This window comes from Flavobacterium procerum (assembly GCF_042431625.1).
Classification (GTDB): domain Bacteria; phylum Bacteroidota; class Bacteroidia; order Flavobacteriales; family Flavobacteriaceae; genus Flavobacterium; species Flavobacterium procerum.
Genome location: NZ_JBHLYW010000007.1, coordinates 434,599 through 460,688, shown reverse-complemented (window position 1 = coordinate 460,688; position 26,090 = coordinate 434,599). Strand labels below are relative to the sequence as shown.

The window sequence follows — 26,090 nt, the reverse complement described above, 5'->3', positions numbered from 1 at the left end:
CTTAAAATTTAATTGTTAACGAAGAACCAAAGCTTCGCATCATTGGAGCATTAAAATAATCCAAACCACTAGTGTCTAAAGAATTAAACATAGAATTTAGAGCAAAGGCAGATTTGCTTTTGGCCGCAACAAAAACATTATTCATAAAAAACGAAATTGTAAATTCTGTTTTATTGCTTGTATAATTGTGATTGTGCTTGTACGACAATTTCAGCGAATTCAACCTGAAATAAGTGGCATCTTCAATAGCATCTTCACTTATTCCTTCAATACCGTAACGCGTCCATCGATTTTGGCCGACCGATTGATTTGCATCATAAAACGAAACCGCCTTGGTGTTTACAGCTCCCGATTGTGTAACGCCATCAAAAATGTAATTTGTAATATTTCGCTGTTCACCTGTCAGTTCCGATTTTCCATAATAGCTTAAGGTCTGCTGGGTTCCGTTCCAAAGTTTTCCGCCTTGGCTCCAGTCAAATCCAAGATAGAGCGAGAATTGTTTGTATTGGAAAGTATTAGAAAAACCAACCACAAAATCAGGATTTGGATTCCCTAAAATTTTCGGCTCCAGATTTTTTATAGGAAAACCATCTGCATCGATAATAATATTTTGATTAGCGTCTCTTAAATAACTACTTCCGACAATTACTCCCAGCGGTTGTCCGACAATGTAATTTTTATTTATATCGGCAAAACCGGCAAAAGGAATTCTGCTCTGGTTATTAAGAATTGCCGTCACCTCATTTTTATAATAGGTAAAGTTCAGATTAAAACTATATCTGAAATTTCTATGATAATACCCAAGATTCTCTATGCTAAATTCCACTCCTCTTTGTTTGTAATCTACATTTGGAGACCAGCTTACAGCATTTGAGTCATAAAGAGGAACATAAAGATTATCAACTTTTTTGAAATTGTAATTTAGATATAAATTCCAGCTGCCACTGATTCTATAATTCAGATCAAAATTTGTACTGTTCTCATTGATTGTAACTGCATTTTTGGGCGTAATGAGCTCCAGATTGTTCTGAAGCTGTTTAAACTGATCTAAGCTATAGTGCAGCGAATTAAAATTAAGATTGTTGTTTTGCAATGAAGGTTCTGTTTGGGTATAACGATTGGTTATGGTAAGAGTAAAATCTTCATCAAAAAGCTTTCTCAGTTCAACCGAAACAAAATAACCAGGCATTAGGCCGTTTTTTACTGTTGAAGAATAATTCAGGTCGGTACTTGCTTTTAGAATCATTTCATTGTAATAAAAAGGCACATCTTCAATAAGAATTGATCCGTTTACATTAAAAAGAGCTTCAAATCTGTTCTGTGAAATATCAAACGTTGTCTGCATTAAAGCATTCTTCGGAAAATCATTTAATGAATTGTATCTGTTGAAAAAGTTTCTTTCTAAATCTCTGTTTTGATACCTTAGATCCAGTTTCGATTCGACATATTTTGAATAACCAAAATCATGTTTAAAAACATCTGAAACCGAAAAGCTTTTAAATTTTTCAACTCTCTGATTAAAATTAGGCTCAGAAATTCCGGCAGTATAAAAAGACTGGCCGTTTTCATTTTTAACATCTGAAGACTGAAAATTTGTATTTACAGTATTAGAAATTCGGTTTTTATTGAATTTATGGTTGAAATTGAAAGAGAAAGTCTGACTCTTGTTTCTATCAAGATTAAACTCCGTAAGATAATAAGGATTATTTTCAAATCCGGAATAACTGCGCTGTGTTCCGTTGCTTAAAACAGAAGCCGATTTAGTATCAAAATGCACTGGAGTTATTGCATTTGCAAAAACAACTTTATTTATCCCAAAATTTGAGTTCGAGAAGTTGTTTTCGAAATTATTGTATGTCAACAAAGTTTCAATTTTGCTGTATTGAGAAACCGTTCTAAAATATTTTAAAGAAGTTGTACTTTCATTATTTCTGGTATTTGGAATTGTGATGTTTCCCGTTTTATACGAAAAGTTCAACTTTAAAAAATTTCCTTTTCTACTTTCAATCTGACCAGTAAATGCAATTTTGCTATCCTCAGAATTTCTAAAAAAACGATTCGGATTATAAAGCTGCAAAGGAGCCGAACCAAAAGAAGTCCTGTTTTCAATATTTCCCTGCGGATAATATTCTGAACTATTAGAAGAATATTGCAACGCATTGACATTTGGTCCCCAACTGAAAATCTCATTGGTTTCCGGCGATTGATAAGCCAAATCTCCATTTATGCTCCGTCCTTGTGCATATGACGACTGGTATTTTGGAAGACGAATAGGGGCAGAAATTAAATATTCCTGATTAATTTCAAATGATAATCTATCGTAATCATACTTGTATTTCAATTCATAAAGACCATCGCTTTTTCTGTTTATTTTCGATATTTCATCATATCCCAGATAAGCACCAAGATTGAAATTAAAATACCCAGTAGGTTTTGAAATTTTAACCGAATCGGCAGTTTTTTCCAGTTTTTTGATATAATCATTACTTACTATCTCATTCACAATCAACTCATCTTCCTGAAAAGTCTGATTGCTGATTTTGATGACTTGCGTTTTCATGCCCACAAAAGAAATCTGGAGCTGATCTCCTTTTTTGACCTCAATAGCATAATTTCCTTCAAAATCTGAGGTGGTACAGTTTTTTGTGTTCAACACGCATATAGTTGCGCCAGGAATCGGAGCGCCTTTTTCGCTCACATTGCCTTTATAAATAGACTGTGAAAATCCAATTGCAGATGTAAAAAGAAATAGTAGTAGTTTTTTCATAAACCATGTTTTTATATATAGAGCAACTTTGCGAGCAAAAGGTTGGAAAGGAAAACAAAAAAAATCAGAAAACGGATAAAGTCAAAAAAATATTTTTTTATTTTTGAAATGTAACAAAACCCATTGAAGAGCTACTAATATCTATATGAGCGAAAACCTAGAACAGTCATTTGTTGCGCAATTACAGGCTAATCAGAATATAATCCACAAAATTTGTAGGTTGTATACTGCCGGCGAAGATGCTCACAAAGATCTGTTTCAGGAAATTACCATTCAATTATGGAAAGCTTATCCAAAATTTAGAGGCGACAGCAAATTTTCGACTTGGACCTATCGCGTCGCTTTAAATACCGCAATTACACTATACCGAAAAACCAAAAGAACCATTTCTACCGTAGATTATGAAAATCATCAGCATTTTGTAAAAGATGTCGATTATAATTATGAAGAGGAAGAACAAATAAAACTGATGTACAAAGCTGTTTACCAGCTAAACGACATCGAAAAAGCTTTGGTTTTCATGTACTTGGAAGACAAGGATTATCAGGAAATTGCAGAAACTCTGGGAATTAGCGAAGTGAATGCAAGGGTAAAAATGAACAGAATTAAAGGGAAACTTAAAAAAATACTAAATCCCTAAAAGATATTTATGAAAGAACTGGATTTATTAAAAAAAGACTGGAAAAAGAACTCGGATTCTTTTGCGCAAATTTCTGAAACAGAGATTTACAAAATGATTCACAAAAAATCATCTTCTATTGTAAAATGGATTTTGATCATCAGCATTTTGGAAATTTCATTGTCGACTTTTTCTAACCTTTTCATCAATACCGATGAAGTTTTACAAAAAGCGAATCATCCGGAAATTTTAATAATTGTCGAATTTTTAACGTATTTTAATTATGTGGTAGCATTCATATTTGTACTGTTATTTTATAAAAACTACAAAACAATTTCGACTACTATTGCTACCAAATCGCTTATGAGTTCGATTTTAAGAACCCGAAAAACGGTGCAATATTACGTATGGTACAATCTGGCTATGATTGTGGTTTCTTCTATATTAAGTTTCTTTATCGTTTATCTATACAACCCCGATATGGAGTTTTTAAGAGATAAATTGGCGGCAAGCGGTAAAGCAATGTTTCTTACTTGTGGCATTCTTATCTTAGTAATCGCAGGATTCTTTGGCTTGTTCTGGTGTTTCTACAGATTGGTTTATGGAATACTTTTAAGAAGATTGTACGCTAATTATAAAGAGCTGAAAAAGATTGATTTTTAGTTTTAAGGGGCAAAGGTGCAGAGGTACAAAGGTTCAAAGGTTTCTATAGAAACTTTTAAAACTTTAAATCTGAAACTTGAAACTTGAAACAAAAAACTACAAATTTAATAATCCCATCTTCTCAATTTATTAAGTTCTTCCTGTACTTTGATTTCTTCTGCTGGAATTACTTTTAAGAACGAAGGATGCTGTTCGATTGCGTATTCTACTTTTTCTACAATCTGTTCGATTGTATCATTTTCATAATCAATCTCAAGAGGTTCCTTAATAATAAAAGACTGTAGGATATTTTTCTTTTTCATTCGAAGTCCTTTTTTATCAAAAGAACGACGGAAACCGTCAATTACGATCGGAATTACGATTGGCTTATGCTGTTTGATTATATGGGCTGTTCCTTTTCGTACAGGTTTAAAAGATTTTGTAGTTCCTTGCGGAAAAGTAATTACCCAACCGTCTGCAAGAGCAATCTTGATGTTTTCTGTATCATTTGGGTTCACATCACGTTTTTCGGTTACATCTACCCCTTTTGCACGCCAAGTGCGCTCTACGGTAATTGCGCCAACATAAGCTAAAATTCTTGGCAACAATCCTGCCTGCATGGTTTCTTTGGCCGCAACGTAGTAAATATTCATTTTGGGTTGCCACAGATAACCAATATTCTTAATAGTATCTTGACGTCCAGATAAACTTGCGTTAAACACATGAAACATGGCTACAACGTCAGCAAAATAAGTTTGGTGATTGGATATAAACAAGACATTAGTATCCGGTAATGTTTTAATGATTTCCGAGCCTTCAATCTGCAATTCATTAAAACCCCTGTATCTTCGGTGCGTCATGGCCCCCAGAATTCTGATTAACCATTTCTTGATGAATAATATATGCCCAAAAGGATTTCGTTTAAACAATCCCATAACTACTTTGTCTTATTTTTTGTTAGGTTCGCAAACATACAAAAATTATTCTTTAAGGAATATTTCTTAACATTTTCCTCCTATTTACTGTTATTCAAAACAATATCAAATTGTTAATTTTTTATGCCTGCTTATTTTCTGCAAAAGCGAGTTGCAGAACATCACGCAGCTCACTTAAAATCATTGCCGTTGCCCCCCACACTATTTGATTCTGAATCTTAAATGCGGGAACTAAAACATCAGCAGCATAAGAAGTTGACAATTCGGTCTCTATCATAATTTCATCATCCAGAAAAACATTCAATGGCAGTTCTATAATATTCGCCACTTCACGTAAATCAGGAAAAAAAGTAAGTTCGTTTTTTGCAATTCCTAAAAAAGGATGCACCAGAAAATTACTCGGCGGAATGTACATCGGCGTAAAATGCTTTACAATTTCTATAAATTCAGGCGCAACTCCAATTTCTTCATGGGTTTCACGCAGCGCAGTAGCTTCAAAGTTAAAATCGGATTCCTCAAATTTACCGCCCGGAAAAGCAATTTGCGCAGAATGTATGCCTTTATACGTATTTCGTACTATCAGCACTAAATTTGTTTCCCCTTTTTTGGGATACAAAAGCATCATCACAGCTGCCTTTCTCGCATTCAGGTCTTCAATAACAAGATTTCTTAATGATTCAATACGTTCCTTGGGTGCCATTTTTAAATGAGCCTCAACAGCAGGAAGCGCTGTTTGGACAATGTTAGGAACATACTCTAAAAAGTCTTGAAAATTCATAATCAAAGTTTATTTTTGTACTTTCAAATAAAATATAAATATACTTTAGAAAACGCGGTGTCGCAAGTTTTCTAAAATTAAAACCTTAAAAATGTACAGCAGAGAAGAATCTCAGAGGATAAAAAGAGAATTTTGGGTGGCTTTTGCCGAAAAATATCCACGCAAATGGGTTCTTTATGATACCAAAATAAAAGATTTCTCTTTTAAGTTTTTTGTAGACAATAAAAAAGCGCAGGTTTTAATTGACATTGAACAACGAAGCGAAGAGAAAAGAATTGCTTATTTTGAAAAAATCGAAGCGCTAAAAACTATACTTGAAGAAGAATTTATAAAAGACCTGGTTTTTGAGAAAAACTTTACGCTTGAAAGCGGCAAAACAATCAGTCGCATCTGGGTTGAAAAATTGGGCGTTGGCTTTAGCAACAGAAATAATTGGGATGCTATATTTGATTTCTTTTTTGAAAAAATGAATGCTCTAGAAATGTTTTATCTTGAATATGATGAATTCATAAAAGACATTGAATAAGCTGGTTAAAAAACAACAAAATCTTAATACTTTAACTAACAACAAGTTGCAATTACATCAAATTAGCAATAACACAAATAAACTTACATTTTTGTAGCAATTACACAAAGGATTTTATAATATACAAAAAATTAATAAAGAAATACCTATAACAGGCATAGATTTCATTAAAATTTCTATATTTGAAAAAACCTAAATCTGTGCAATGAAAAAAATTTTGCTTGTGTTTTTTTTAGTTTCATTTTCAAAAAACTACTCTCAAACCGATTATGCTTTCGTTTACAATAACGATTCAATCATCAAAAAAGGTATTACGCTTCACAACAATAAAAAATACGACGAAGCAATTAAAGAATACCAAAAAATCAGCACAATAGATCCCAAATATCTAACTGCACAGTACGAAATTGCCCTTACGCTAAGCGCACAAGAAAAAAAAGCAGAACTTAAAAAATTTCTGGAAGATTTATACAACAAAGGCAAAATGGCCGAAAATCCAGAGCTTTATCAATTGTACGGAATTTTCTTAAGCAATGAAAAAGAGTACGAGGCATCAGAAAAAATCTTTACAGAAGGAAATAAATATTTAAGCAATTCCTCTTCTTTTCAATATAATCTGGCTTTGCTTTATGTTCGCAAAGGTGAGCAACAAAAAGCGGTAGATATCCTAAAAAGTATCATTACAAACAATCCAAATCATGCTTCTTCGCATTATTTGCTGGGCATCTGTGCTTTCGAAAATGGTAAAATAGCCGAGGGAACACTTGCTTTAATGAGCTATTTGGTACTTTCTCCTACAGGACAGTACGCTAATCAAGCCATTGTACAATTAAATGCCAATTACGGACAGCAATATATTGCAGAAAACAAGCTGGTTTTTTCTAAATCGGGAGACAACTTTGAAGAAATAGAAACCATTCTTCGAAATCAGCTTCCATTAAATAAAGCATATAAAATCAAATCAACCATCGACGATAAAATAACACGTCAGATTCAGGCTGTTGCAGAATATGCTGTAGAACACAAAATGGAAGACGGTTTTTTTGAGACTACTTATATTCCATGGGTAAAACAAATGGTAGAAAAAAACCAACTCGAGGCTTTTTCGTACTACAGTCTTCTTTCTATGGAAGAACAGCTTTCAAAAGAATTAAACAAACAAAAAAAGAAAATTCTAGCTTTTGTTAGCGACTATCTTCAGGCTGATTTTTGGTCAGCTTTTGGAAAAAGGAAACTTGACATGTTTGGCCAGACAGAAGAAGTTATTGTTTCTATTGACAACGAAAGACCTTACATAATTGGTAAACAAATAAATAAATTATTCGAAGGTAGATGCAAATACCTAAATTCATTTGGAAATCTAGCAGGCGACCTGAACTTTAAGAATGGAAAACTTGATGGACAACAGAAATATTATAGTGACAAAGGAATTTTAACCGAGGAGAAATTCTTTACAGACGGAAAACTAAACGGAACGAGAACCGCTTATTATGAAAACGGAAACATTTCTATAGTTGAAAATTACAAAAACGACGTTTTAGAGGGAATCAGTGCTTCTTACTATCCAAACGGCGGTAAAAACTGTGAAGTTAATTTTACAAACGGAGAAAAAAATGGATTGCTGATTTGCTTATTCGAAAATGGAAAGAAGAAAAGAGAAGCGCAATTTACTGCAAATAAAGTCAATGGGAAATATACCGTTTACAACGAAGCTGGAGCTATCACAGAAACTTACAGCTGTGTAAACGACAATATTGAAGGTCCGTATGTTGAATACTATGACGGTAAAATACTAAAAGCAGAAGCTAATTATAAAAACGGAAATATAGAAGGTTCTTACAAATCTTATTATCCGAATAAATCCTTGAAAAAGGAAAATACCTATGTTGGCGGAAAAATCAAGACTACAACTGATTATGCCGAAAATGGTAAAAAAACATATGAAACCATCTATAATGATAAAGAAGAAATGGAATCGTATCTCTGTTTTGACATCGACGGAAACAAATATTTTGAAGAAAAATACAAATCGGGAGAGATAAAATCTGGAGTTCAATATACAGCCACAACTCCTAAAGGAACAGATGTTAGTCTTTCTAAAAAAGGTTTTGAAGTAAAAAATTACGATGGGACTTTAAAAGTTTCAGGAGCTTTTGAAAAAGGCAAAAAAGCAGGAGAATGGAATTATCTATACCCATCTGGAGTTATAAGACTTAAAGAATTCTATAAAAACGGTCAAGCAAACGGTGTGACTAAAAATTACGAGGAAAGCGGCAATCTTTCTAGTGTTTATCATCTAACTGATGGTGATTTAAACGGACTTTACGAAGTGTACTCAGACAACAAGGTAAGCCAGATATATCATTATGACAAAGGAGAACAGAGCGGTCCGTTTACTACTTTTTATTCTGATGGAAAAATCAGTACTGAAGGAGTTTTGGTAAATAATGATGTAACCAACAACAAAATTACTTATACGCAAAATGGAAAAATTTCGCGTATCGACTATTATATTTCTGGTTATGCAACGACTGCTAAAACTTTTAGCAATGATGAAAAACTGGAAAACGAAATTGATTTTAAAAACAAAAACGGACAATTTTTAATTTCATACAACAAAGGAGCTTATACGAAAAACTTCAATTACAAAAACGGAATTTTAGATGGCAAAGTTGTAACATTGGACAAGTTTAAAACTAAAATATCCGAAACTGAGTATTTCAATGGCTCACTTCATAATTTGTATAAAAAATACGGTCCGACTGGCGCTATCCTTAACGAAAACAACTATTACATTGGTAAATTAAACGGATTGAACAAATACTACGATTATGTAGGAAACTTAAAATTGAGTTTAGAATATACATTTGGAGTAGAAAATGGTAAAACTATTCGTTATTACAACAACAATACGAAACTATCTGAAACCACTTACGTGAATGATGTAAAAGATGGAAATACTACTTTCTATAATCAGAAAGGTGAGCCTGTGTTAATTGTGGGTTATGAAAATGGTGTAGCTAAATTCTACATCAAGAAAAACAAAACAGGAGAATTGACAGATAAAATAGTTATCGAAAAACAGACTGCTCAGATTTCTTCTGCTTATCCGAATGGAAAAACTGCAATCCAATTCAAAATGGAAAAAGGAAGTATGGAAGGAAAATTCATGATTTACAACATTGAAGGAAAACCGGATTTTGAAAGTTCTTATGCCGCAAATGTCCTTCACGGAGATCGAATTGAATATTATCCAAGTGGAAAAATCTACAAAAAAGAACATTTCAATCACAATGAATACGATGGTAATCAGGAATATTTTAAAGAAAATGGCCAACTTTGGGCGACCATTCCTTTCAAAAATGACGAATTACATGGAAATGCTCTGATTTACAACGGAGGAAAACTTATAGAAACTAGAAAATATGATTCAGATGAATTGGTCGATGTCATCAGGTAAACAAGCACTTTTATTACTTTTTTTTGTTTTAGGTTCAATTTCAGTTTCGGCACAAAAATCATATCAGGATATAAAAAACTTATATCCTGATTATAATGAAATCATACTCGATAACTCAGAGTCTTACGATATTTCTATTGAAAATAATTCCTTAAAAGTTATTCAGGACAATCATTATGAAGCGATGATTCTAACGCAGAACGGTATTATCAGCAATAAAGAATCGTTTTCTTATTCTGATCTTATCCGTCTTAAAAGCTATGATGCATACACATTGCTGAATGAAAACGGAAAAGACAAAAAAATAAAAGTGACACAATCGCTGGAAAAGCAATCACAGCAAAGCTCTATCTTTTATAATGATGTAAAAGAGCGTCAGCTTATTTTTCCAAACATGGAACCAGGAGCTGTAAAAGTGTACAATTATCAAACACAATTTATAGACCCTCACCTACTTCATAAATTTATATTTGGCAGCCACATGCCGATACAAAATGCGGCTCTTGAAGTAAAAACAGATAAAAACGTAGTGATTGATTATAAGATTTTTAACGATCCTAACAACACTATCTCTTTTTCGAAAACAGAAAAAAAAGGAAAATGGGTTTACAGATGGGCCATAACCGAAAGCAAACCGATCAAATTTGAAGCTGGTGCTCCAGGCTATTTGTATCAGGTTCCTCACATTGATTTTTATATCAAGGAATATAAGGCAAACAACAAAATGGTTCCGGTTTTAGGAGATGTTGCCGAACTGTTTAATTATTACAAACAATTCGTAAAAGACCTAAATAAAACCGAAGATCCAGAATTAAAAGCACTTGCCTTAGAGCTTACAAAAGATAAAACTACCGAAGAAGAAAAGGTAAAAAGCATTTTTTACTGGGTAAAACAGAACATCAAATACATTGCTTTTGAGAATGGCTATGAAGGTTTTATACCTCGTGAAGCCAGTTTGGTTTTTCACCGAAAATTTGGAGACTGTAAAGATATGGCAAGCATCATTACCTGTATGTCGCAATATGCCGGTATCAAAAATGTAACTCTTGCCTGGATTGGTACGCGCAGTATTCCGTACACGTACAAAGACCTCGCGACGCCTTCTGTCGACAATCATATGATTGCAATCTTAAAAAAAGACAACGATTATGTGTTTTTGGACGGTACAGATAAAGAAACGCGTTACGGAATTCCGACTGCTTTTATTCAAGGAAAAGAAGTATTGTTCAGCGAAAATGACCAATACAAAATTTACCCAGTGCCGATTGTTCCAGCCTCTGAAAATAAAGTAAAGGAGAATGTAAACCTTAGTATTTCTGGAAGCAAATTGTTAGGATCTGCAAGAATGGAAAGATCAGGTTACAACCGAAGCCATATCTTGATGCAGATTGGCGATGCATCAAACAAAGAACGTAAGGAAATGGTTAAATCACTGGTTTTAAAAGGCAATAACAAATTCAACCTTATCGATTTTAAAGAAGCCAACCTTACAGAAAAGGAACTTCCGTATGTGGTTGATTACAATTTTGAATTAGACAGTTACATTTTAAATGTGGATAAAGAAATTTATGTGAATCTGTTTTTGGATAAATTTTTTGAAAAAGCAACTTTAGAAAAAGACAGAGTTGCTCAATTCGAATATGAATATCTTACCGAGTTTTCGACCCAATACAGTTTAAAAATTCCAGAGAAATTTTCAATAAAATATCTTCCGAAAAATTTTGAACTTAATAATGATTATATGAATGCTAAATTTTCATATGTACTCAAAAACAATATTTTGTCTTTAAACATAGATTTATCTCAGAAAAAATTACTGCTCAATAAACCTGATTTTGAGCCTTGGAATGAAACAATCAAAAAATTGAAGACCAACTATAACGAAACCATAATCTTACAAGAAAAATAATGAAGAAACAATTATTCAAAACTCTCCTAACCTTTGTTGCCCTGCTCAGCACTACGGTGTTTTTTGCACAGGACTACAGTTTCAAAAAATACGAATGGTCTTCTGAAACCAAAGTAGATGTTCCAAAAAATTACGAAAACGAGAAAGAAGTTATTTTAAATCGTATTGTAAAAATTGAATTGGTTGTAGACAAAAACTCATCTGCACAATATCGTTTAATTCACGAAAAAAAATACATTAATTCTGATGATGCAATTGAGCGAAACAATAAAATCTACATTCCGTTTGGTGATCAGGCCAATATTCTGGTAACTAGAGCACGCGTTATTCTGAAAAACGGAAAAGTAATCACGCTTGATAAAAAAGACATCAAGGAAGAAGTAGATCAGGAAAAAGGCGTTAAATACAACTTTTTTGCGGTAAACGGTCTTGAAAAAGGTGCTGTTATCGAAAAATTATATGTTTTTGAAGAACTTCCGAACTTGAAAGGAAATACAATCAAAATGCAAGACGAATATCCTATTGCAGAATACAATTTTGCCTTGATTGCACCTGAGCATCTTATCTTTAAAACCAAATCTTACAACGGTTTAAGCGAACCAGTATTAGACGATAAAACATTAGAACAAAAAAAAATATTGTCTATTGTTGAAAAAGATATTCCAGCCCTGAAAGATGACGAAGCTTATTCAAACTGGGATGTGAAACTAAAACTTTTCCGTTATAAATTGGATGCCAACCTGATTACAGGTACCAAAAATTTAAATAATTTTAAAGAATATGCAACCAATACTTACGAACTAGTTAATCCGGTTTTAGATAAAAAACAAGAAAAAGCTTTGGCCTCTTTCTGCAGCAATATTCCGCAGTCAAAAGATGTTCAGGAGCAAATCTGGAACATTGAAAACAAAATCAAAAAAACAATCATTTACGATCAATATATTGATTCTAAAGCCTCTTTAAGCGAAGTAATTTCGTCTAAACAAGCAAACAGTCCCGATATTGTTAAATTGTATATTGCGGTTTTTAAGTATTTTAAAATAGAACAAAACCTTGTATTTACTTCAAGCCGTTATAAAATTCCTTTTGACAAAGATTTTGAAAGCCATGAAAATTTAAGCGAATTTTTATTCTATTTCCCGGCTATCAAAAAATATATTACTCCAACAGAAATCGAATACCGTCTGCCGCTTTTCCCTAATAATTTAGGCAATAACAATGGACTTTTCATCAAAGAAAAAATGTTTGGAGGAGTTTCTATGGGAATTGGAGAAATTAATTTTATCGAAATTCCTGGAACCGAAATCACGCACGATTACATGGATATTACGGTCGATTTTACTAAAGACATCGAAAATCCGTTAGTTAGCAGCAAAATGACTTACGGCGGTTATTCTGGAATGAATTTTCAGCCCTTAAAAGATTTTGTTTCAGCAGAACAATACAAAACGATGCTGAAATCAATTTCTGAGAATTATACACTTCAAAATGAGTATAAAACACTTTCTACTGAAAATGATGGAACCGAATTTATTGGTAAAAAACCATATATAATGAATTTGACTTTTGACGGAAAAGAAATGATTCAGAAAGCTGGAAATAATTACTTATTTTCTGTAGGTCAGACAATTGGTCGTCAAATGGAATTTTATCAGGAGAATAAACGTATGCTGCCAATCGAAATTGATTATCCGCATTACTACACCAGAAAAATCAAAATTTTGCTTCCTGAGGGCGCTACAATTAAAAACTTAGACAAGTTTGTAATGAATTTCAAAACAGACTTGAACGGTAAAACCGAAGCAGCTTTTACTAGCAACTATACACAAAACAAAAACGAAGTGGTAATTGAAAATACAGAGTTTTACAACATCATCAATTATCCATTATCGAGTTTTGAGCAATACAAAGCCGTAATTAATGCCGCTGCCGATTTTAATAAAATTGTGGTTATTGTTACGCAATAGTTTTTATTAAATTCCAAATAAGAAATTCCAAATTCCAAATCTCTTGAGGTTTGGAATTTGTTTTTTTATAGAAATCGAAACTAAAAAATTCCAAATTCTAAAGCTCATAAAAGTTTGGAATTTGGAATTTATATATTTTAAGATTTAATTTTTTGGAATTTGGAATTTGCTTTTTGGAATTTACTTTAGTTTTTAAACCATAAAAATATTGTACACAATAATATGGTCGCTGTAATTGATGTAAAGCTGTTTGCGGTAATCTTGTTTCTTACGCGTAATAATCGATAATTTACAATCTCTTCCATCGTTGTCTTTGCAGATAAAAGAATATACTATATCGGTATCATTTTCTTCTCTTTCGATATAATCAAGAATATTAAAAAGCTGCAATTCTTGAGAATAAACTACTATTCTATGCTTGTCTGTATCTAGAACAACCGAAAGGTCTACAAGATCAAGATTGGACCATTCGCCCCATTTTCCTCTTTCATTTTTTTCTAAAACGCTAAATCCAGAAGCTTTAAAACGATACGATTGCGAATGAGCTTTTTGATGCCCAAAACCTAGAAAAAATAATATAAATAATATGCGGATAAAATAAATCATATTTCGTTAAAGCGATTAAAATTCAAATGAAGCCTTTTCTTTTTGAGCAGTCTCAAAATCAGATATCATTTCTTGAATAATTTGTTCTACGGGCAGAATTTCATGAATCAATCCAGAAATCTGACCTATTTCCAATTCTCCTTCCTCCAAATCACCTTCAAACATTCCTTTTTTGGCTCTAGCTCGGCCTAAAAGCTTTACAAGGTCATCTTTAGAAGGACATTTTTCATACAAAGCCTGCACCTCTTCAAAAAACTTATTTTTGACTAACCTCACAGGAGCTAACTCCTTTAATGTCAATTGCGTACCTCCCTCATTAGTAGTAACTATCAGTTCTTTAAAATTATTGTGTGCAGAAGATTCTACAGAAGCTGCAAAACGGCTTCCAACCTGTACTCCGTCTGCTCCTAAAATCATTGCAGCAAGCATCCCTCTTCCTGTCGCAATTCCCCCCGCAGCAATAAGCGGAATTTTTATTTTTTCTTTCACCATCGGAAGTAGCGTCATTGTTGTAGTTTCTTCGCGGCCGTTGTGTCCTCCCGCTTCAAAACCTTCTGCAACGACTGCATCTACTCCAGCTTCCTGCGCTTTAAGAGCAAAAACACTGCTGCTGACTACATGAACTACAGTTATGCCTTTTTCCTTTAAAAATGAAGTCCATGTTTTTGGATTTCCAGCAGAAGTAAAAACGATTTTTACGCCTTCTTCTACTACGATACTCATAATTTCTTCAATATTAGGATATAACATCGGAATATTGACACCAAAAGGTTTATCTGTAGCTTTTTTACATTTTTGAATGTGTTCTCTTAAAACCTCTGGATACATAGAACCAGCGCCTATCAAGCCCAATCCTCCCGCATTGCTTACCGCAGAAGCCAGTTTATAACCGCTGTTCCAAATCATTCCTCCTTGAACAATCGGGTATTTTATATTGAAAAGCTGAGTGATTTTATTCATCAAAATTATTGTTTGATTATTTTGCCGCTTTTGTGCAGATTCTCGGAATCAAAAGTATAAAAATAGAGTCCGCTTTGAAGAGACTGCAAAGAAATATCTGACTCTAATTTAGTAATTTCTTTTTGAAGCATCTTTTGTCCTAAAACAGAATAAATAGCAACCATTGCTGTACTGTTTTCATTCAAAAAAGAAAAAGAAACATTGGTCTTTACTGGATTCGGATAAACTGCAAATGCTGTTTCGGCAATAAAAGAATCGACACTTAACGCTATTCCAAAATTTGGAATTCCGTAACCATAATTATTATTCGGCGTAGTATATTTGTCAGATGACGACAAAATCATCTGTCTGATTTCCCTGTTGGTTTTAGTTGGAAAAGCTTGCCACAAACAAGCGGCCATTCCTGCCATAATCGGACATGAAAATGAAGTTCCGTTTGCTGTACCAATAGTTCCGTTAGCAGATGAAACCACAGATGAAGTTCCTTGCGCCATAATATCGGGTTTTATTCTCCCGTCGTAACTTGGACCGATTGAACTGAAACTCGACCTCGCTTTAGTAGCATTTACAGACCCGATCGCCAAAACTGAAACTGCATCAGCCGGAGAGCCAATATGTTTTTCTACCTCTCCCCCTTCATTACCTGCTGAAGCCAAAACCAAAATTCCTTTACTAAATGCAATTTCAGCACCAATGGAAACAAAATTGGTTGTTCCGTTCATATCGCTGTAGGTGTGATTGTAATTTGCATTATCTCGATCTGCAAAATATCCTAATGAAGAAGTTATGATATCAACTCCCAAGGCGTCTGCTTGTTCTGCAGCCTCAACCCATAAAGATTCCTCTAACGGATTTTCTTCTGCTGCTATTTCTGTTATAAAAAGGTAATAAGATGCATTTGGAGCCGTTCCTACTAGCGAATTTTCTTTGTAACCACCCATTGTAGAAAGAACTAAAGTTCCGTGATCATCTCCCGTATAGAAATTACTATTTCGAGTCGTATAATCATAACCTCCTAAAATTCGGTTATTGTTTATAAGATTTTGAAAGGGCTGTGCTGTATTGACTCCCGGAAATCCTCCGTCTAAAACTGCAATAATTTTTCCTTCTCCGGTATAATTCTGCTGATGCAAAACTTGTCCATTCAGCATCTGAATCTGATTGGCAGAATTGCCGTATGAATAATCTACTGCCGTTTTAAGTTTATTTGCAACCTGAGCTATCTGAGCTTGAGAAACAGTTTTAGCTGTTGTATTAAGAGCTTTATTGGCAAATACAACCTTGTCTACAAATCCTAAAGTTTTTAAAGCTGTAATATTAGATTGAGTTCCACGAATGTGAAGCGCATTCAGCCATTTTGACTGCGCCATTACGGATATTCCTGCGCTCGCCTTAATTTGATCCACAAACGAAGTTTCCAAAGGAGCATCCGTAATATCCAATGCAATATTTTGGGTAGTTCTTCTATCTAAAGCGCGTTGCGAAAGCACACTCAGCGGATTATCAAAAAAAGCCTGTGAATTGGGTTTATTGTTAAAATAAACCCAAGCTTCTTCTTGCGAAAAAACCGTAAAAGAAAGCAACAGGAACAAAAAAGTAAAGTTATATTTCATAGTATACTTTTTAAAAGAAATAATTCTTTAAGAAAGTATAAAGCTAAGAAATTACTCCCGAACCAACTAATTCATTTTCTAAATACCAAGCTGTAAATTGCCCTTCGGTAATGGCCGATTGAGGTTCTTCGAACTCAACATACATTCCGTCTTCAAACTGATGCAAAACCGCTTTCTGCAAAGGCTGACGATAACGAATTCTCGCCATCACTTCCATTTTTTCACCCGGTTTTAGTGTCAAATCTTCGCGAATCCAGTGCACTTCAGACTTTTCAACAAATAAAGCTTTTTTAAACAATCCAGGATGATTGCTTGTTAAACCTGTATAAATCGTATTGGTTTCAACATCTGTAGCTATTACAAACAATGGATCTGTCGTACCTCCGACATTAAGCCCTTTTCTTTGCCCAACTGTAAAATAATGTGCACCTTGATGTTTCCCAACTACTTTTCCCATTGTCGGAAGATAGTTCAGTTTTTGAGCTTCTGCCTTTAATTCTTCTTCTACTGAAAGACCAGCAGGTTTTTCTTTATCGAAAATCGGATCATTTTTATCAATCTGAATGATTTGACCGTCTTTTGGTTGCAATTTCTGTTGTAAAAATTCAGGCAGACGAACTTTTCCGATAAAACACAATCCTTGCGAATCTTTCTTTTCGGCAGTTACCAATTCCATTTCTGCAGCAATTTCACGCACTTCTGGTTTAGTCAAAGCACCAATTGGAAACAATGCTTTTGAAAGCTGTTCCTGTGATAATTGGCATAAAAAATACGATTGATCTTTGTTGACGTCATTTCCTGCAATCAATTGATAAACCGTTTTTCCGTCGATTTCGACTTCGCTTTTCTGGCAATAATGTCCCGTCGCAACATAATCTGCTCCAAGACTTAAAGCGATTTTCATAAAAACATCAAATTTGATTTCGCGGTTACAAAGTACATCTGGATTTGGCGTTCTCCCTTTTTCATATTCGTTAAACATATAATCAACGATTCTCTCTTTGTATTCTTCGCTCAAATCAACGGTCTGAAACGGTATTCCGAGTTTTTCGGCTACCAACAAAGCGTCATTGCTGTCTTCCAGCCATGGACATTCATTAGAAATTGTAACCGAATCATCGTGCCAATTTTTCATAAAAAGACCTATCACTTCGTAACCTTGCTGCTGTAATAAATAGGCCGCAACACTAGAATCTACTCCGCCAGAAAGTCCAACTACTACTCGTTTCATTTTGAAATAATTAATTTTTACAAGGGTGCAAAGGTAAGCCAAATTATAGAAAATCGCATTACCGTTTTGATTAGTTTAAGTAATGCCACAGTAAATAAAACTTATTTCTTTTTTGATTACATTTAATCATCACAAATTAAGACATGAAAAAATACCTCTTAATATTATTTTTTTTGTTATCCCTAACAACTCTAAACGCCCAGCGTTTTACTGCTTCTTTAGACAATTATCAAGCATACAAAGCCTTTAGAGGAAAACCTTTATCTGATAAATTTTCGAATATCGAATCTGTAAAATTGGTTTACGATTTAAGAACACAAAAAATGTACTATTTCAACAGCAAGCTTGTTCCACTTCATTTTGACTTTGTTGTCAATTATTTGAATTATGCCGATGATTTAGAAGTTTTTAACAATAAAAATTACAGCAATACCGCCAAAGACCGTGATTTTTTACTCGGAAATTTAAACCACATTAAAGGAACCAACAAATGGATTTTTGAACTCGCCGCATCTGATCATATGCCGATTGAACTGATTGAACGTTTTTTTAATTTGGTAGTGAAATCGACTTTTATTGGAAAAGACCTTAAATTCTATTTGAACAATTCCGAAAAAATGGAATGGTTTAGACTGGATAAATTTAAAATTCCTTGTGTCAAATCTGACTTTATTTTTGATGAATTGAAATATCAAGAAGTCGTTTCGGGAACCAATATCGGAATTTTGAAACAGTATAAAATCAAAGATTTAGAAAAAACAAAACCAAATTCCGACGAAATTATTGTTTTGGATGGAACTCCCGATATTCTGCCAGATGTAAGAGGAATTATTGTGAATGAATTGCAGACACCATTAAGCCATTTGGTGCTTTTAGGCAAAAACAGAAAAATTCCGATTATGGCTTATACATTGGCATTTGAAGACATTACAATTAAAAAACTTCTTTCAAAAAAAGTGGAGCTCAAAATAGAAAAAGACACTTTTTTCATAAAAGAAACCAATAAAAAAATCGTTTTTAAAACCAATACCAAAAAGAAAAAACTAATAATCGACAATTCGGTCGCTGATCTTGTCGATTTATCTAAAATCCCAAAAAAAGGAGTCAATTATATTGGCTCTAAGGCTCAAAATATGGCTTATCTGATTGCTGCATCAAAAGAAATTCCGTTCAAAACTCCAGAAGATGCGTACGCAATTCCATTTTACTTTTACAGCAGACATATTCAGAAAAACTCGATTTCTCCTTTAATTGCAGAACTTATCGCTTATCCGCATAAAGATTCAACGATTTGGATCAATAAGCAATTGAAAAAAATTAGAGACGCCATAAAAAAAGAACCTGTCGATTCAGATTTACTCTCAAAACTAAACTTTGTTTTTAAAGACGCTAAATTTAAAAATTTCAGGTTTCGTTCTTCAACAAATGCTGAAGATTTAGATGATTTTAACGGTGCCGGATTATACGATTCAAAAACCGGAATTTTAGGCGACAGCATCAAAACATTTGAAAAAGCCATCAAACAAGTTTGGGCTAGTTCATGGAATGAAGCCTCTTATAACGAAAGAGCGCTTTTTGGAATCGATCAGCAGCAAGTTGCCATGGGAGTTTTGGTGCATCGTTCATTTCCTGATGAACTCGCAAATGGCGTGGTAATCACCCAAAACATTTTTAGAAAAGATTTTCCCGGAATTACCGTAAACATTCAGAAAGGAGAAAATTCGGTTGTAAAACCAGCAAAAGGAGAAATCTGTGAGCAGTTTGTTGCCTATCATTTTAATGAAAGAAAAGACGACAGCGATTTTGATATCGATTATACCTCAAATTCAAATCTGAACAATAACGAGCCTTTACTGACTCGCAGCGAAATGAGCAATCTATCTAATGTCTGCAAAAAAATTGAAGAAAAAATGCATCGCTACTGGCGAAAAAACCAGAACCATCCGGTAGACATTGAATTTAAAATCGTAGGCGAGAAAAGAGACCTTTACATCAAACAAGTCAGGCCGTTTAATGAATAATCAATAAAAAACCTGCAAATCAATTTCGTTTGAAACCGTATTGACCAAAACAATCTTAAAATCAAAATCCTGTATATTTATTTTTTCTTGAACTGCTTTTCGGATATTTTGATTATCTAATGAAAACGTACTTACAATCGGGATTTTTACATCGACAGTATTCAGGTATTTTGATGCTTTTTTATTGACTATGATTGATGCTAGAATATAAAAACCAATAATTATTATTTGAAAAAACAACAGTATTTCTATTTTTTCAAAAGGATACATGATATCAAGAATCGAAAGTGTGATTGTTGCAAAAAGAAAAATGATTGCATTTACTGTGAAAGACTGTGTTCTAAATCTTAAAATTGAAAAAATAGCGAACAATCCAAAACCGATTCCTACTCCGATTTCAATTTTTGTAAACAAATAACAAAGCGAAAAAGTACAAAGTCCAACAATCACCATAAGGGGATTTATGGTTTCGTTATCTTTTCTGTTGGAAAAAAAATACAAAATCAGAATCGAAAAAAAAAGTAGTAAAAAGCGCGCCGAAAGTTCGTTTAAATCCATTTAGTAAGAGAATTAGCAAATCAAATTTAAAAAATTGCCCAAAACAATTTTCACTAATTCTGATTAATTTTCCTATGAACATAAAAAAGGCTGTCTTATCGACAGCCTGTGAAAGTCAACTAGGGTTATAAGTTCAAAAAAAGCTTTTAAAAACACTAATTTTTAATAAACTTGTGACTGATTAACTTCCCTTCCTTTATTTCACAAATAAAATAAATACCACTTGACAAATTTTCAATGTCTATCTCATTATTTGTATCAGCCAATACTTTAACTGTTTTAACAGTTTCTCCTAAAGCATTGATGAATTTAAAATCTGCATCATAATCAGATCTTATAGTGATGACTTTACTAGAAGGATTCGGATATAGCTTAAATTTTAAGCCCTGCTCAAATGACGGTGTATTAAGATTATTAAAATTCACACACTCTGAGAAAACATTACATTTATCTGTACTTACCAAAACCTTATAAGAGCCTGCTTTTTTAGGCTTAAAAGACTGATTTGTTTCGCCTACTAGTAGCGAAGCTGGACATTCTATCCATTGATAAATTGCTCCAGATTGATTAGCTGTCAATTTATCACTCCCTACTGTTACGCTTGAATCAAGCATTGCAGGCTCAGTTATAGTGAAGCTTTGTTTTGCAAAAACTCCGTTTTTATCTGTCACGATCACTGTATAGTTACCAGCTTTTAAACCCGACGCTGTAGCTCCTGTTCCTCCTGATGGCGACCATGCATAGGTAAAATTGCCATCACCTCCTGAAGCGCTGATTGTTATCGATCCATCTGATGCTCCATAACAGCTTACATTAGTTTGAGATCCCGAAATAAAAATATCCTCAGAAGGAGGAACAAATCCGGAAATAGTATAACTTCCTATAGAACCATACGCCGAATATCCTCCATTAGCTTTATCTCCTGCCCCAACCCCACTAATACTGACAAAATATTTACCAGCCGGAATATCATCTGCATAAATTACCGCATTTAGAGAGGACGGATCAGCATACCAATGTTTCTCGATTTCGACACCAGCAGAATTGTATAACTGCATAAAAATGTGAAGATTACCACTTCCATCTCCGACTATTGTATTTGCTGCAATCCTTATACTTCCTCCACGAGTAGTAAAAGCAAAAAAATCTTTATCGGTTTCTTTTTCTATAACACCTTCTCTTTGCATGACATCTCCCTGACTGTTCACAGTCAGATTAAATGCTGAAGTTGTATCATTTCCATAATCATCAGCTCTATAACCTATTCCATTGCTTATATTAGAAATTATCGCAACATCATCTTCGGTATTATTGGCGCCAGTATATTCTCCTTTGCTCCATTGAACAACGGGTCTTAAAACAGCCATTCCCATAATTGGGCCCCAAGAGGTTCCGCTTAAACCTGCAAAATATTCTTCGCTTGGAGAAGTACGTCTTCCATCGTGCTGTAATGAAAAGAGATGCCCTATCTCGTGAGAAGAAGTATCTCCTGCAGCCTTACCAGTACTGACATTAAAACACCAAGCCGGCACATCATTATTCGCAGTAAAAGCCCCAATAAAAGCTATACCTCCAACTCCTGGTTGCGCGGTATCTGTAGGAGTTATTACAATACGTTTTCTTTTTGTTTTTGGATAGGTATTAAAAACAGCCTCATTTGTGGTAATATTTAAATTAAAAGGCCTGAAATCTTCTGAAACTATCTCAAAACATTGGAGTATATTGGCATCACTCATTCCTGATGGATCAGCATAAATCCTACCTCCATTGTTCCACAGATTTCCAGCAGGCATATTATATCCATCAAAATCCAATAATATACAACCTATTCCACCTGGCAAACTTTCTAACTTTAACAGCTCTGGACTAATTGCCGCGGTGGAACTAACTTTTGCAGCTTTAGCTTCCTTCTGTGATAAAGTAGCATAATCCACACAGATTAATGAATTAATGTCAACTTTTGATACATACGCATTTCCATTAGCATCTGAGGAATATTTGTATGCTTCTTTTGATTTTTTAAGAATGATATGTCCTTCAAGCGATTGCTCCATTACTTTAAGGTAAAAAGACGATTCAGAAACATTATTGATCTCACCTATCAAATACTCACTCGAAACACTCGATTCTTTGTAATTTATTTTTCCGCTAAAACTTTTTGAATCTGAAATTTTAAGCTCAATGTTCTTAATCGCTTTTTTTCCAGTAGAAACATTAAGCTCTTTCTTCAATTTATTTATAAAACTGTTGCATTTCCCTAAGGAAGTCTGAGAAACAGCCACATTATTAAAAAAAACAATAAACACTAAGAGTAATAAAAAAATGTAGTTTTTTTTCATGTATTTTTCTTTTGGTATGAAGAAGATGTCTTTGAAGATGCTTCTTTGATTAGAATTTAAATTATCAGAAATTTAACAACGAATATAAATGTTTACTGACTAAAAAAAAACTTCAATAGTCATTATTTGTTAAATGGAAACACAAAAAAAGATCAAATTCTGACAATACATTTCCAATTGATTAAATTCAAATACTATAGAGAAATCACTCCGTTAATTATGGTCGAAAAAATCAAATTAATACCTGAAAAAACGCTCTCGCAAATTCACACAAATTATTACTTAGTAAACTGAAGCGAAAATTAATCAGTACTTTTTTTGCAATTCGTGACAAATAAAAAAGGCTGTCTTTATCGACAGCCTTTTAGTTATGATTTTTTCTTTTCAGCTTTTTCAGCTGCTTTATTTGCGCTTTTCGGATCACTCATATTGACCTCTTTAAATAATTTGCCTTTCTGGTAAAACTGCCAAATTCCGGCTTTTTTTCCTTTAACAAATTTTCCCTTAGAAGCAATAGTTCCGTCAGAATCATAAAATACTGCATCGCCGTCGTATTCATTATTTTTGTAAACTGCTTTTTCAAGCAATGTTCCTTCTTGTCCTAATTTTTTATAAACCCCATATTTTATACCGTTTACAAAATTCATTTCTTCAGCAACTTTCGCATTTGGATAATAAATAATTTTTACCCCATGCAAAACTCCGTTTTTATAATTTTCAACAGACATCAAGACTTTAGAAGCTTTATGGTAGTATTTCCATTCTCCTTCTCTTGCTTTTCCAATTTCTTTGCCTTCGCTTACTATATTTTTATTCTGATCGTAAAAAATAGTATACGAACTTCCGTCATTTGCGCTAAAATCGCGAGTAGCAATTACATCTCCCTTTTTAGTGTCATCAAAGAATTTAAAAATACCCGTTTCTTTTCCGTGGTTGAAAGTACCTTCGTAACGTGGGCGTTTAGATTCGGCATAAGTTCCTTTCCAAAGTCCATCTTTTTTGCCTTCAGAATCTACTTTGTTATCAGCTGTTTGTGCACTTAAAAATAAAGTTTGAATAAAAAGTAATCCAAGTATGATTTTTTTAGATATCATAGAATATTTTGTTTTTAATCTTAACGAAAATCTGAAACGTAAATTATAATGATATAAAAAAATCTCGATAAATCGAGATTTTTTTATGAAAATTATTTTTTTCTGTTCTGAGTTTTTTTAGCCGCTTCCTGCTGTTCCATAACTTCCTGAAGACGTTGTTGGAATTTGCTTGGCTTTTTAGGCTCTCTTTGTTTGTTTTCCTGAATCTGAGCGTGAATTTTCTCGCTGTCAACAATGTAATTCTTTATAACAAACATAATTCCGATTGTAATTAAGTTTGAGATAAAGTTATACAAGCTCAATCCGGCTCCGTAACTGTTGAAGAAAATCAACATCATCAAAGGCGAAACATAAATCATGATTTTCATCATCTTTGCCATATCTGGCATACCTTCTTGTTGAGGCGCTGCCATTTGTTGATCTCCAGAAGTCATTTTCATGTAGAAGAAAATTGCAATTGCTGCCAAAATTGGGAACAAAGAAATGTGATCTCCGTACAACGGAATGCTGAAAGGCAATTTTGCAATTGAGTCAAAAGATGATAAATCGTCTGCCCAAAGGAAACCTTTTTGTCTCAACTCAAACGCTGCTGGGAAAAACTGAAACGAAGCATACATAAAAGGAAGCTGAATCAATGCCGGAATACATCCCGCCATTGGGTTTACCCCTGCTTTGTTGTACAGCTTCATAGTTTCCTGCTGTTTCTTCATTGCATCTTTTTTGTATTTCTCTCCCAACTCTGCAATATCAGGTCTTAAAACTTTCATTTTAGCCTGAGACAGGAATGACTTATACGTAATCGGCGACATGGCCAATTTGATGATAATCGTAAAAATAATGATTGCAATTCCTAACGATAATCCGATTGTTGAACTTAAGAATCCGAATAACGGAACGAAGATAAATTTGTTAATCCATCCAAAAATCCCCCACCCTAATGGAATGATTTTATCAAAATTCTTATCGTAAGACTTTAATGTTTTATAATCTGCAGGACCCATATACAAATTCATTTTGTAATCGATCTCTCCGTTTGTAAACGCTAAAGGCAAATTAGCTCTAAACTGTTTTGTAAAGACTGTGTCAATTTTTTCGTCTTTAACTAAATTATCCGACTGTAATTTTGAAGTTTCAAACGGTTTTTCTGTAGACAAAATTGTCGTAAAGAAATGTTGTTTAAAAGCTACATAACTTACTTTAGTAGGCGTTTCTTCTTTACCTTGACCATTCGGGCTTACGTTATTGTATTTCGATTCTTCGTATTTATAATCAATTTGAGCAAAACGATTTTCATAAGAAACGCTTTTTTCGTTTCTATATGTTTTTAAATCCCACTGTAAATCAACTGGTTTCGCAGAGTTTAATACTTTATTCAGACCTTGAGAACGAATGTCAAAACCTAGTAAATAATCGTTTGGTTTCAAGATATATTTATACTCCAAAAATTCGTTTGCACCCGCTTTTAAACGCATAGACAAAACTTGGTCGGCACCAATTTTCTCCAATGTTGGCTCGAAATACAAATCTTTAGAGTTTAAAGTTCTGTTGTCTGTTGTAAGAAGCTGTAAATTTAAGTTCGAATTATTGTTTTTGATTAACTCAACTAATTGTCCTGAACCTTTTTTTAATCTCTCGAATTCTTTTAAAGTTGCTTCAACAATATAACCACCTTTATTAGCAATCTTTAATCTTAATTTTTCATTTTCGATTGTAGTGAAAGCTTCTTTTGCAGAAGGAAGTGTTGCAGAATAAGCAAATCCTCCTAAAGTTTTTTGCAATTCTGCGATTTGAGCAGTATCTCCAGGTGTTGCTGCAACTGGTGCTTGCGCTGTTTTTGTTTTATCTGCTTTAGCTTGTGCTTCTTGTTTAGCTACTAATTCTTTCTTGGCTTTTTCAGCAGCAATTTCTTTCTCAGAAGGTTGATTTTGATACATGATCCAAAGCAAAATTCCGAATATCAATACAAAACCAATGATTGAATTAAGGTCTAATTTTTTTTCTTCCATTATTAATTTAAAAAAGTTACTCGTTAGAAGTTATTAGTTATGTCTTTAGCCTAAAAGTT

At 33.5% G+C, this 26,090-nt stretch carries 18 protein-coding genes; 7 read left to right on the top strand and 11 right to left on the bottom strand.

The window, feature by feature from the left end; translation table 11 throughout:
• Position 1: 1 nt before the first annotated feature.
• The gene (locus ACFFLS_RS07610; protein WP_379685933.1) at positions 2 to 2,767 is read right to left on the bottom strand and encodes a carboxypeptidase-like regulatory domain-containing protein; all 2,766 of its coding nucleotides are present in this window, start codon (positions 2,765 to 2,767) and stop codon (positions 2 to 4) included.
• A gap of 145 nt (positions 2,768 to 2,912) precedes the next feature.
• On the opposite strand from ACFFLS_RS07610, the gene ACFFLS_RS07605 reads away from it, so the two are divergent.
• Both ACFFLS_RS07605 and ACFFLS_RS07600 read left to right on the top strand, forming a co-directional pair.
• Positions 2,913 to 3,407: an RNA polymerase sigma factor gene (locus ACFFLS_RS07605; protein ID WP_008462500.1), complete on the top strand. Its 495-nt coding sequence runs from the start codon at positions 2,913 to 2,915 to the stop codon at positions 3,405 to 3,407.
• Positions 3,408 to 3,416: 9 nt separating this feature from the next.
• The gene (locus tag ACFFLS_RS07600) at positions 3,417 to 4,049 is read left to right on the top strand and encodes a DUF8845 family protein (RefSeq protein WP_379685932.1); all 633 of its coding nucleotides are present in this window, start codon (positions 3,417 to 3,419) and stop codon (positions 4,047 to 4,049) included.
• A 104-nt stretch (positions 4,050 to 4,153) separates the two neighbouring features.
• Here ACFFLS_RS07600 and ACFFLS_RS07595 read toward each other — a convergent pair whose 3' ends face one another.
• Positions 4,154 to 4,963, bottom strand: coding sequence for a lysophospholipid acyltransferase family protein (locus tag ACFFLS_RS07595; protein WP_379685931.1), 810 nt, complete (start codon positions 4,961 to 4,963; stop codon positions 4,154 to 4,156).
• Positions 4,964 to 5,084: 121 nt separating this feature from the next.
• Positions 5,085 to 5,741, bottom strand: coding sequence for an NUDIX hydrolase (locus ACFFLS_RS07590; RefSeq protein ID WP_379689266.1), 657 nt, complete (start codon positions 5,739 to 5,741; stop codon positions 5,085 to 5,087).
• A 91-nt stretch (positions 5,742 to 5,832) separates the two neighbouring features.
• Between ACFFLS_RS07590 and ACFFLS_RS07585 the strand changes: the two genes are divergently transcribed.
• The 4 genes from ACFFLS_RS07585 (at position 5,833) to ACFFLS_RS07570 (ending at position 13,603) form a co-directional block, all read left to right on the top strand.
• The gene (locus ACFFLS_RS07585; RefSeq protein ID WP_379685929.1) at positions 5,833 to 6,267 is read left to right on the top strand and encodes a DUF4268 domain-containing protein; all 435 of its coding nucleotides are present in this window, start codon (positions 5,833 to 5,835) and stop codon (positions 6,265 to 6,267) included.
• A 205-nt stretch (positions 6,268 to 6,472) separates the two neighbouring features.
• Positions 6,473 to 9,727 (top strand): CDC27 family protein, encoded by a 3,255-nt coding sequence (locus ACFFLS_RS07580; RefSeq protein ID WP_379685928.1) that lies wholly within the window; start codon positions 6,473 to 6,475, stop codon positions 9,725 to 9,727.
• Positions 9,693 to 11,636: a DUF3857 domain-containing protein gene (locus ACFFLS_RS07575; protein WP_379685927.1), complete on the top strand. Its 1,944-nt coding sequence runs from the start codon at positions 9,693 to 9,695 to the stop codon at positions 11,634 to 11,636. The genes ACFFLS_RS07580 and ACFFLS_RS07575 overlap by 35 nt, the downstream gene beginning before the upstream one ends.
• Positions 11,636 to 13,603 (top strand): DUF3857 domain-containing protein, encoded by a 1,968-nt coding sequence (locus ACFFLS_RS07570; protein WP_379685926.1) that lies wholly within the window; start codon positions 11,636 to 11,638, stop codon positions 13,601 to 13,603. Before ACFFLS_RS07575 ends, ACFFLS_RS07570 begins: the two co-directional genes overlap by 1 nt.
• 192 nt (positions 13,604 to 13,795) lie before the next feature.
• On the opposite strand, the gene ACFFLS_RS07565 is transcribed toward ACFFLS_RS07570, so the two are convergent.
• The 4 genes from ACFFLS_RS07565 to mnmA are packed head-to-tail and all read right to left on the bottom strand — an operon-like array spanning position 13,796 to position 18,013.
• The gene (locus ACFFLS_RS07565; protein WP_379685925.1) at positions 13,796 to 14,209 is read right to left on the bottom strand and encodes a hypothetical protein; all 414 of its coding nucleotides are present in this window, start codon (positions 14,207 to 14,209) and stop codon (positions 13,796 to 13,798) included.
• A 15-nt stretch (positions 14,210 to 14,224) separates the two neighbouring features.
• Positions 14,225 to 15,169 carry an NAD(P)H-dependent flavin oxidoreductase gene (locus ACFFLS_RS07560; protein ID WP_379685924.1) on the bottom strand — a complete coding sequence of 315 codons (945 nt, stop codon included), beginning with the start codon at positions 15,167 to 15,169 and terminating at the stop codon, positions 14,225 to 14,227.
• Between the two features lie 5 nt (positions 15,170 to 15,174).
• Positions 15,175 to 16,782 carry a S8 family serine peptidase gene (locus ACFFLS_RS07555; RefSeq protein WP_379685923.1) on the bottom strand — a complete coding sequence of 536 codons (1,608 nt, stop codon included), beginning with the start codon at positions 16,780 to 16,782 and terminating at the stop codon, positions 15,175 to 15,177.
• A gap of 43 nt (positions 16,783 to 16,825) precedes the next feature.
• Positions 16,826 to 18,013: a tRNA 2-thiouridine(34) synthase MnmA gene (mnmA, locus tag ACFFLS_RS07550; protein ID WP_379685922.1), complete on the bottom strand. Its 1,188-nt coding sequence runs from the start codon at positions 18,011 to 18,013 to the stop codon at positions 16,826 to 16,828.
• 143 nt (positions 18,014 to 18,156) lie between these two features.
• On the opposite strand from mnmA, the gene ACFFLS_RS07545 reads away from it, so the two are divergent.
• Entirely contained in the window at positions 18,157 to 20,034 is a 1,878-nt protein-coding gene (locus tag ACFFLS_RS07545) for a PEP/pyruvate-binding domain-containing protein (RefSeq protein WP_379689264.1), read from the top strand.
• On the opposite strand, the gene ACFFLS_RS07540 is transcribed toward ACFFLS_RS07545, so the two are convergent.
• From ACFFLS_RS07540 to yidC, 4 genes are all read right to left on the bottom strand, one after another.
• The gene (locus ACFFLS_RS07540) at positions 20,035 to 20,592 is read right to left on the bottom strand and encodes a DUF4956 domain-containing protein (RefSeq protein WP_379685920.1); all 558 of its coding nucleotides are present in this window, start codon (positions 20,590 to 20,592) and stop codon (positions 20,035 to 20,037) included.
• A 155-nt stretch (positions 20,593 to 20,747) separates the two neighbouring features.
• Positions 20,748 to 22,931 (bottom strand): T9SS type A sorting domain-containing protein, encoded by a 2,184-nt coding sequence (locus ACFFLS_RS07535; RefSeq protein ID WP_379685919.1) that lies wholly within the window; start codon positions 22,929 to 22,931, stop codon positions 20,748 to 20,750.
• A gap of 368 nt (positions 22,932 to 23,299) precedes the next feature.
• Positions 23,300 to 24,025, bottom strand: a complete 726-nt coding sequence (locus ACFFLS_RS07530; RefSeq protein ID WP_379685918.1) for a toxin-antitoxin system YwqK family antitoxin — start codon at positions 24,023 to 24,025, stop codon at positions 23,300 to 23,302.
• 92 nt (positions 24,026 to 24,117) lie between these two features.
• The gene (yidC, locus tag ACFFLS_RS07525; protein ID WP_379685917.1) at positions 24,118 to 26,031 is read right to left on the bottom strand and encodes a membrane protein insertase YidC; all 1,914 of its coding nucleotides are present in this window, start codon (positions 26,029 to 26,031) and stop codon (positions 24,118 to 24,120) included.
• Positions 26,032 to 26,090: the final 59 nt, after the last annotated feature.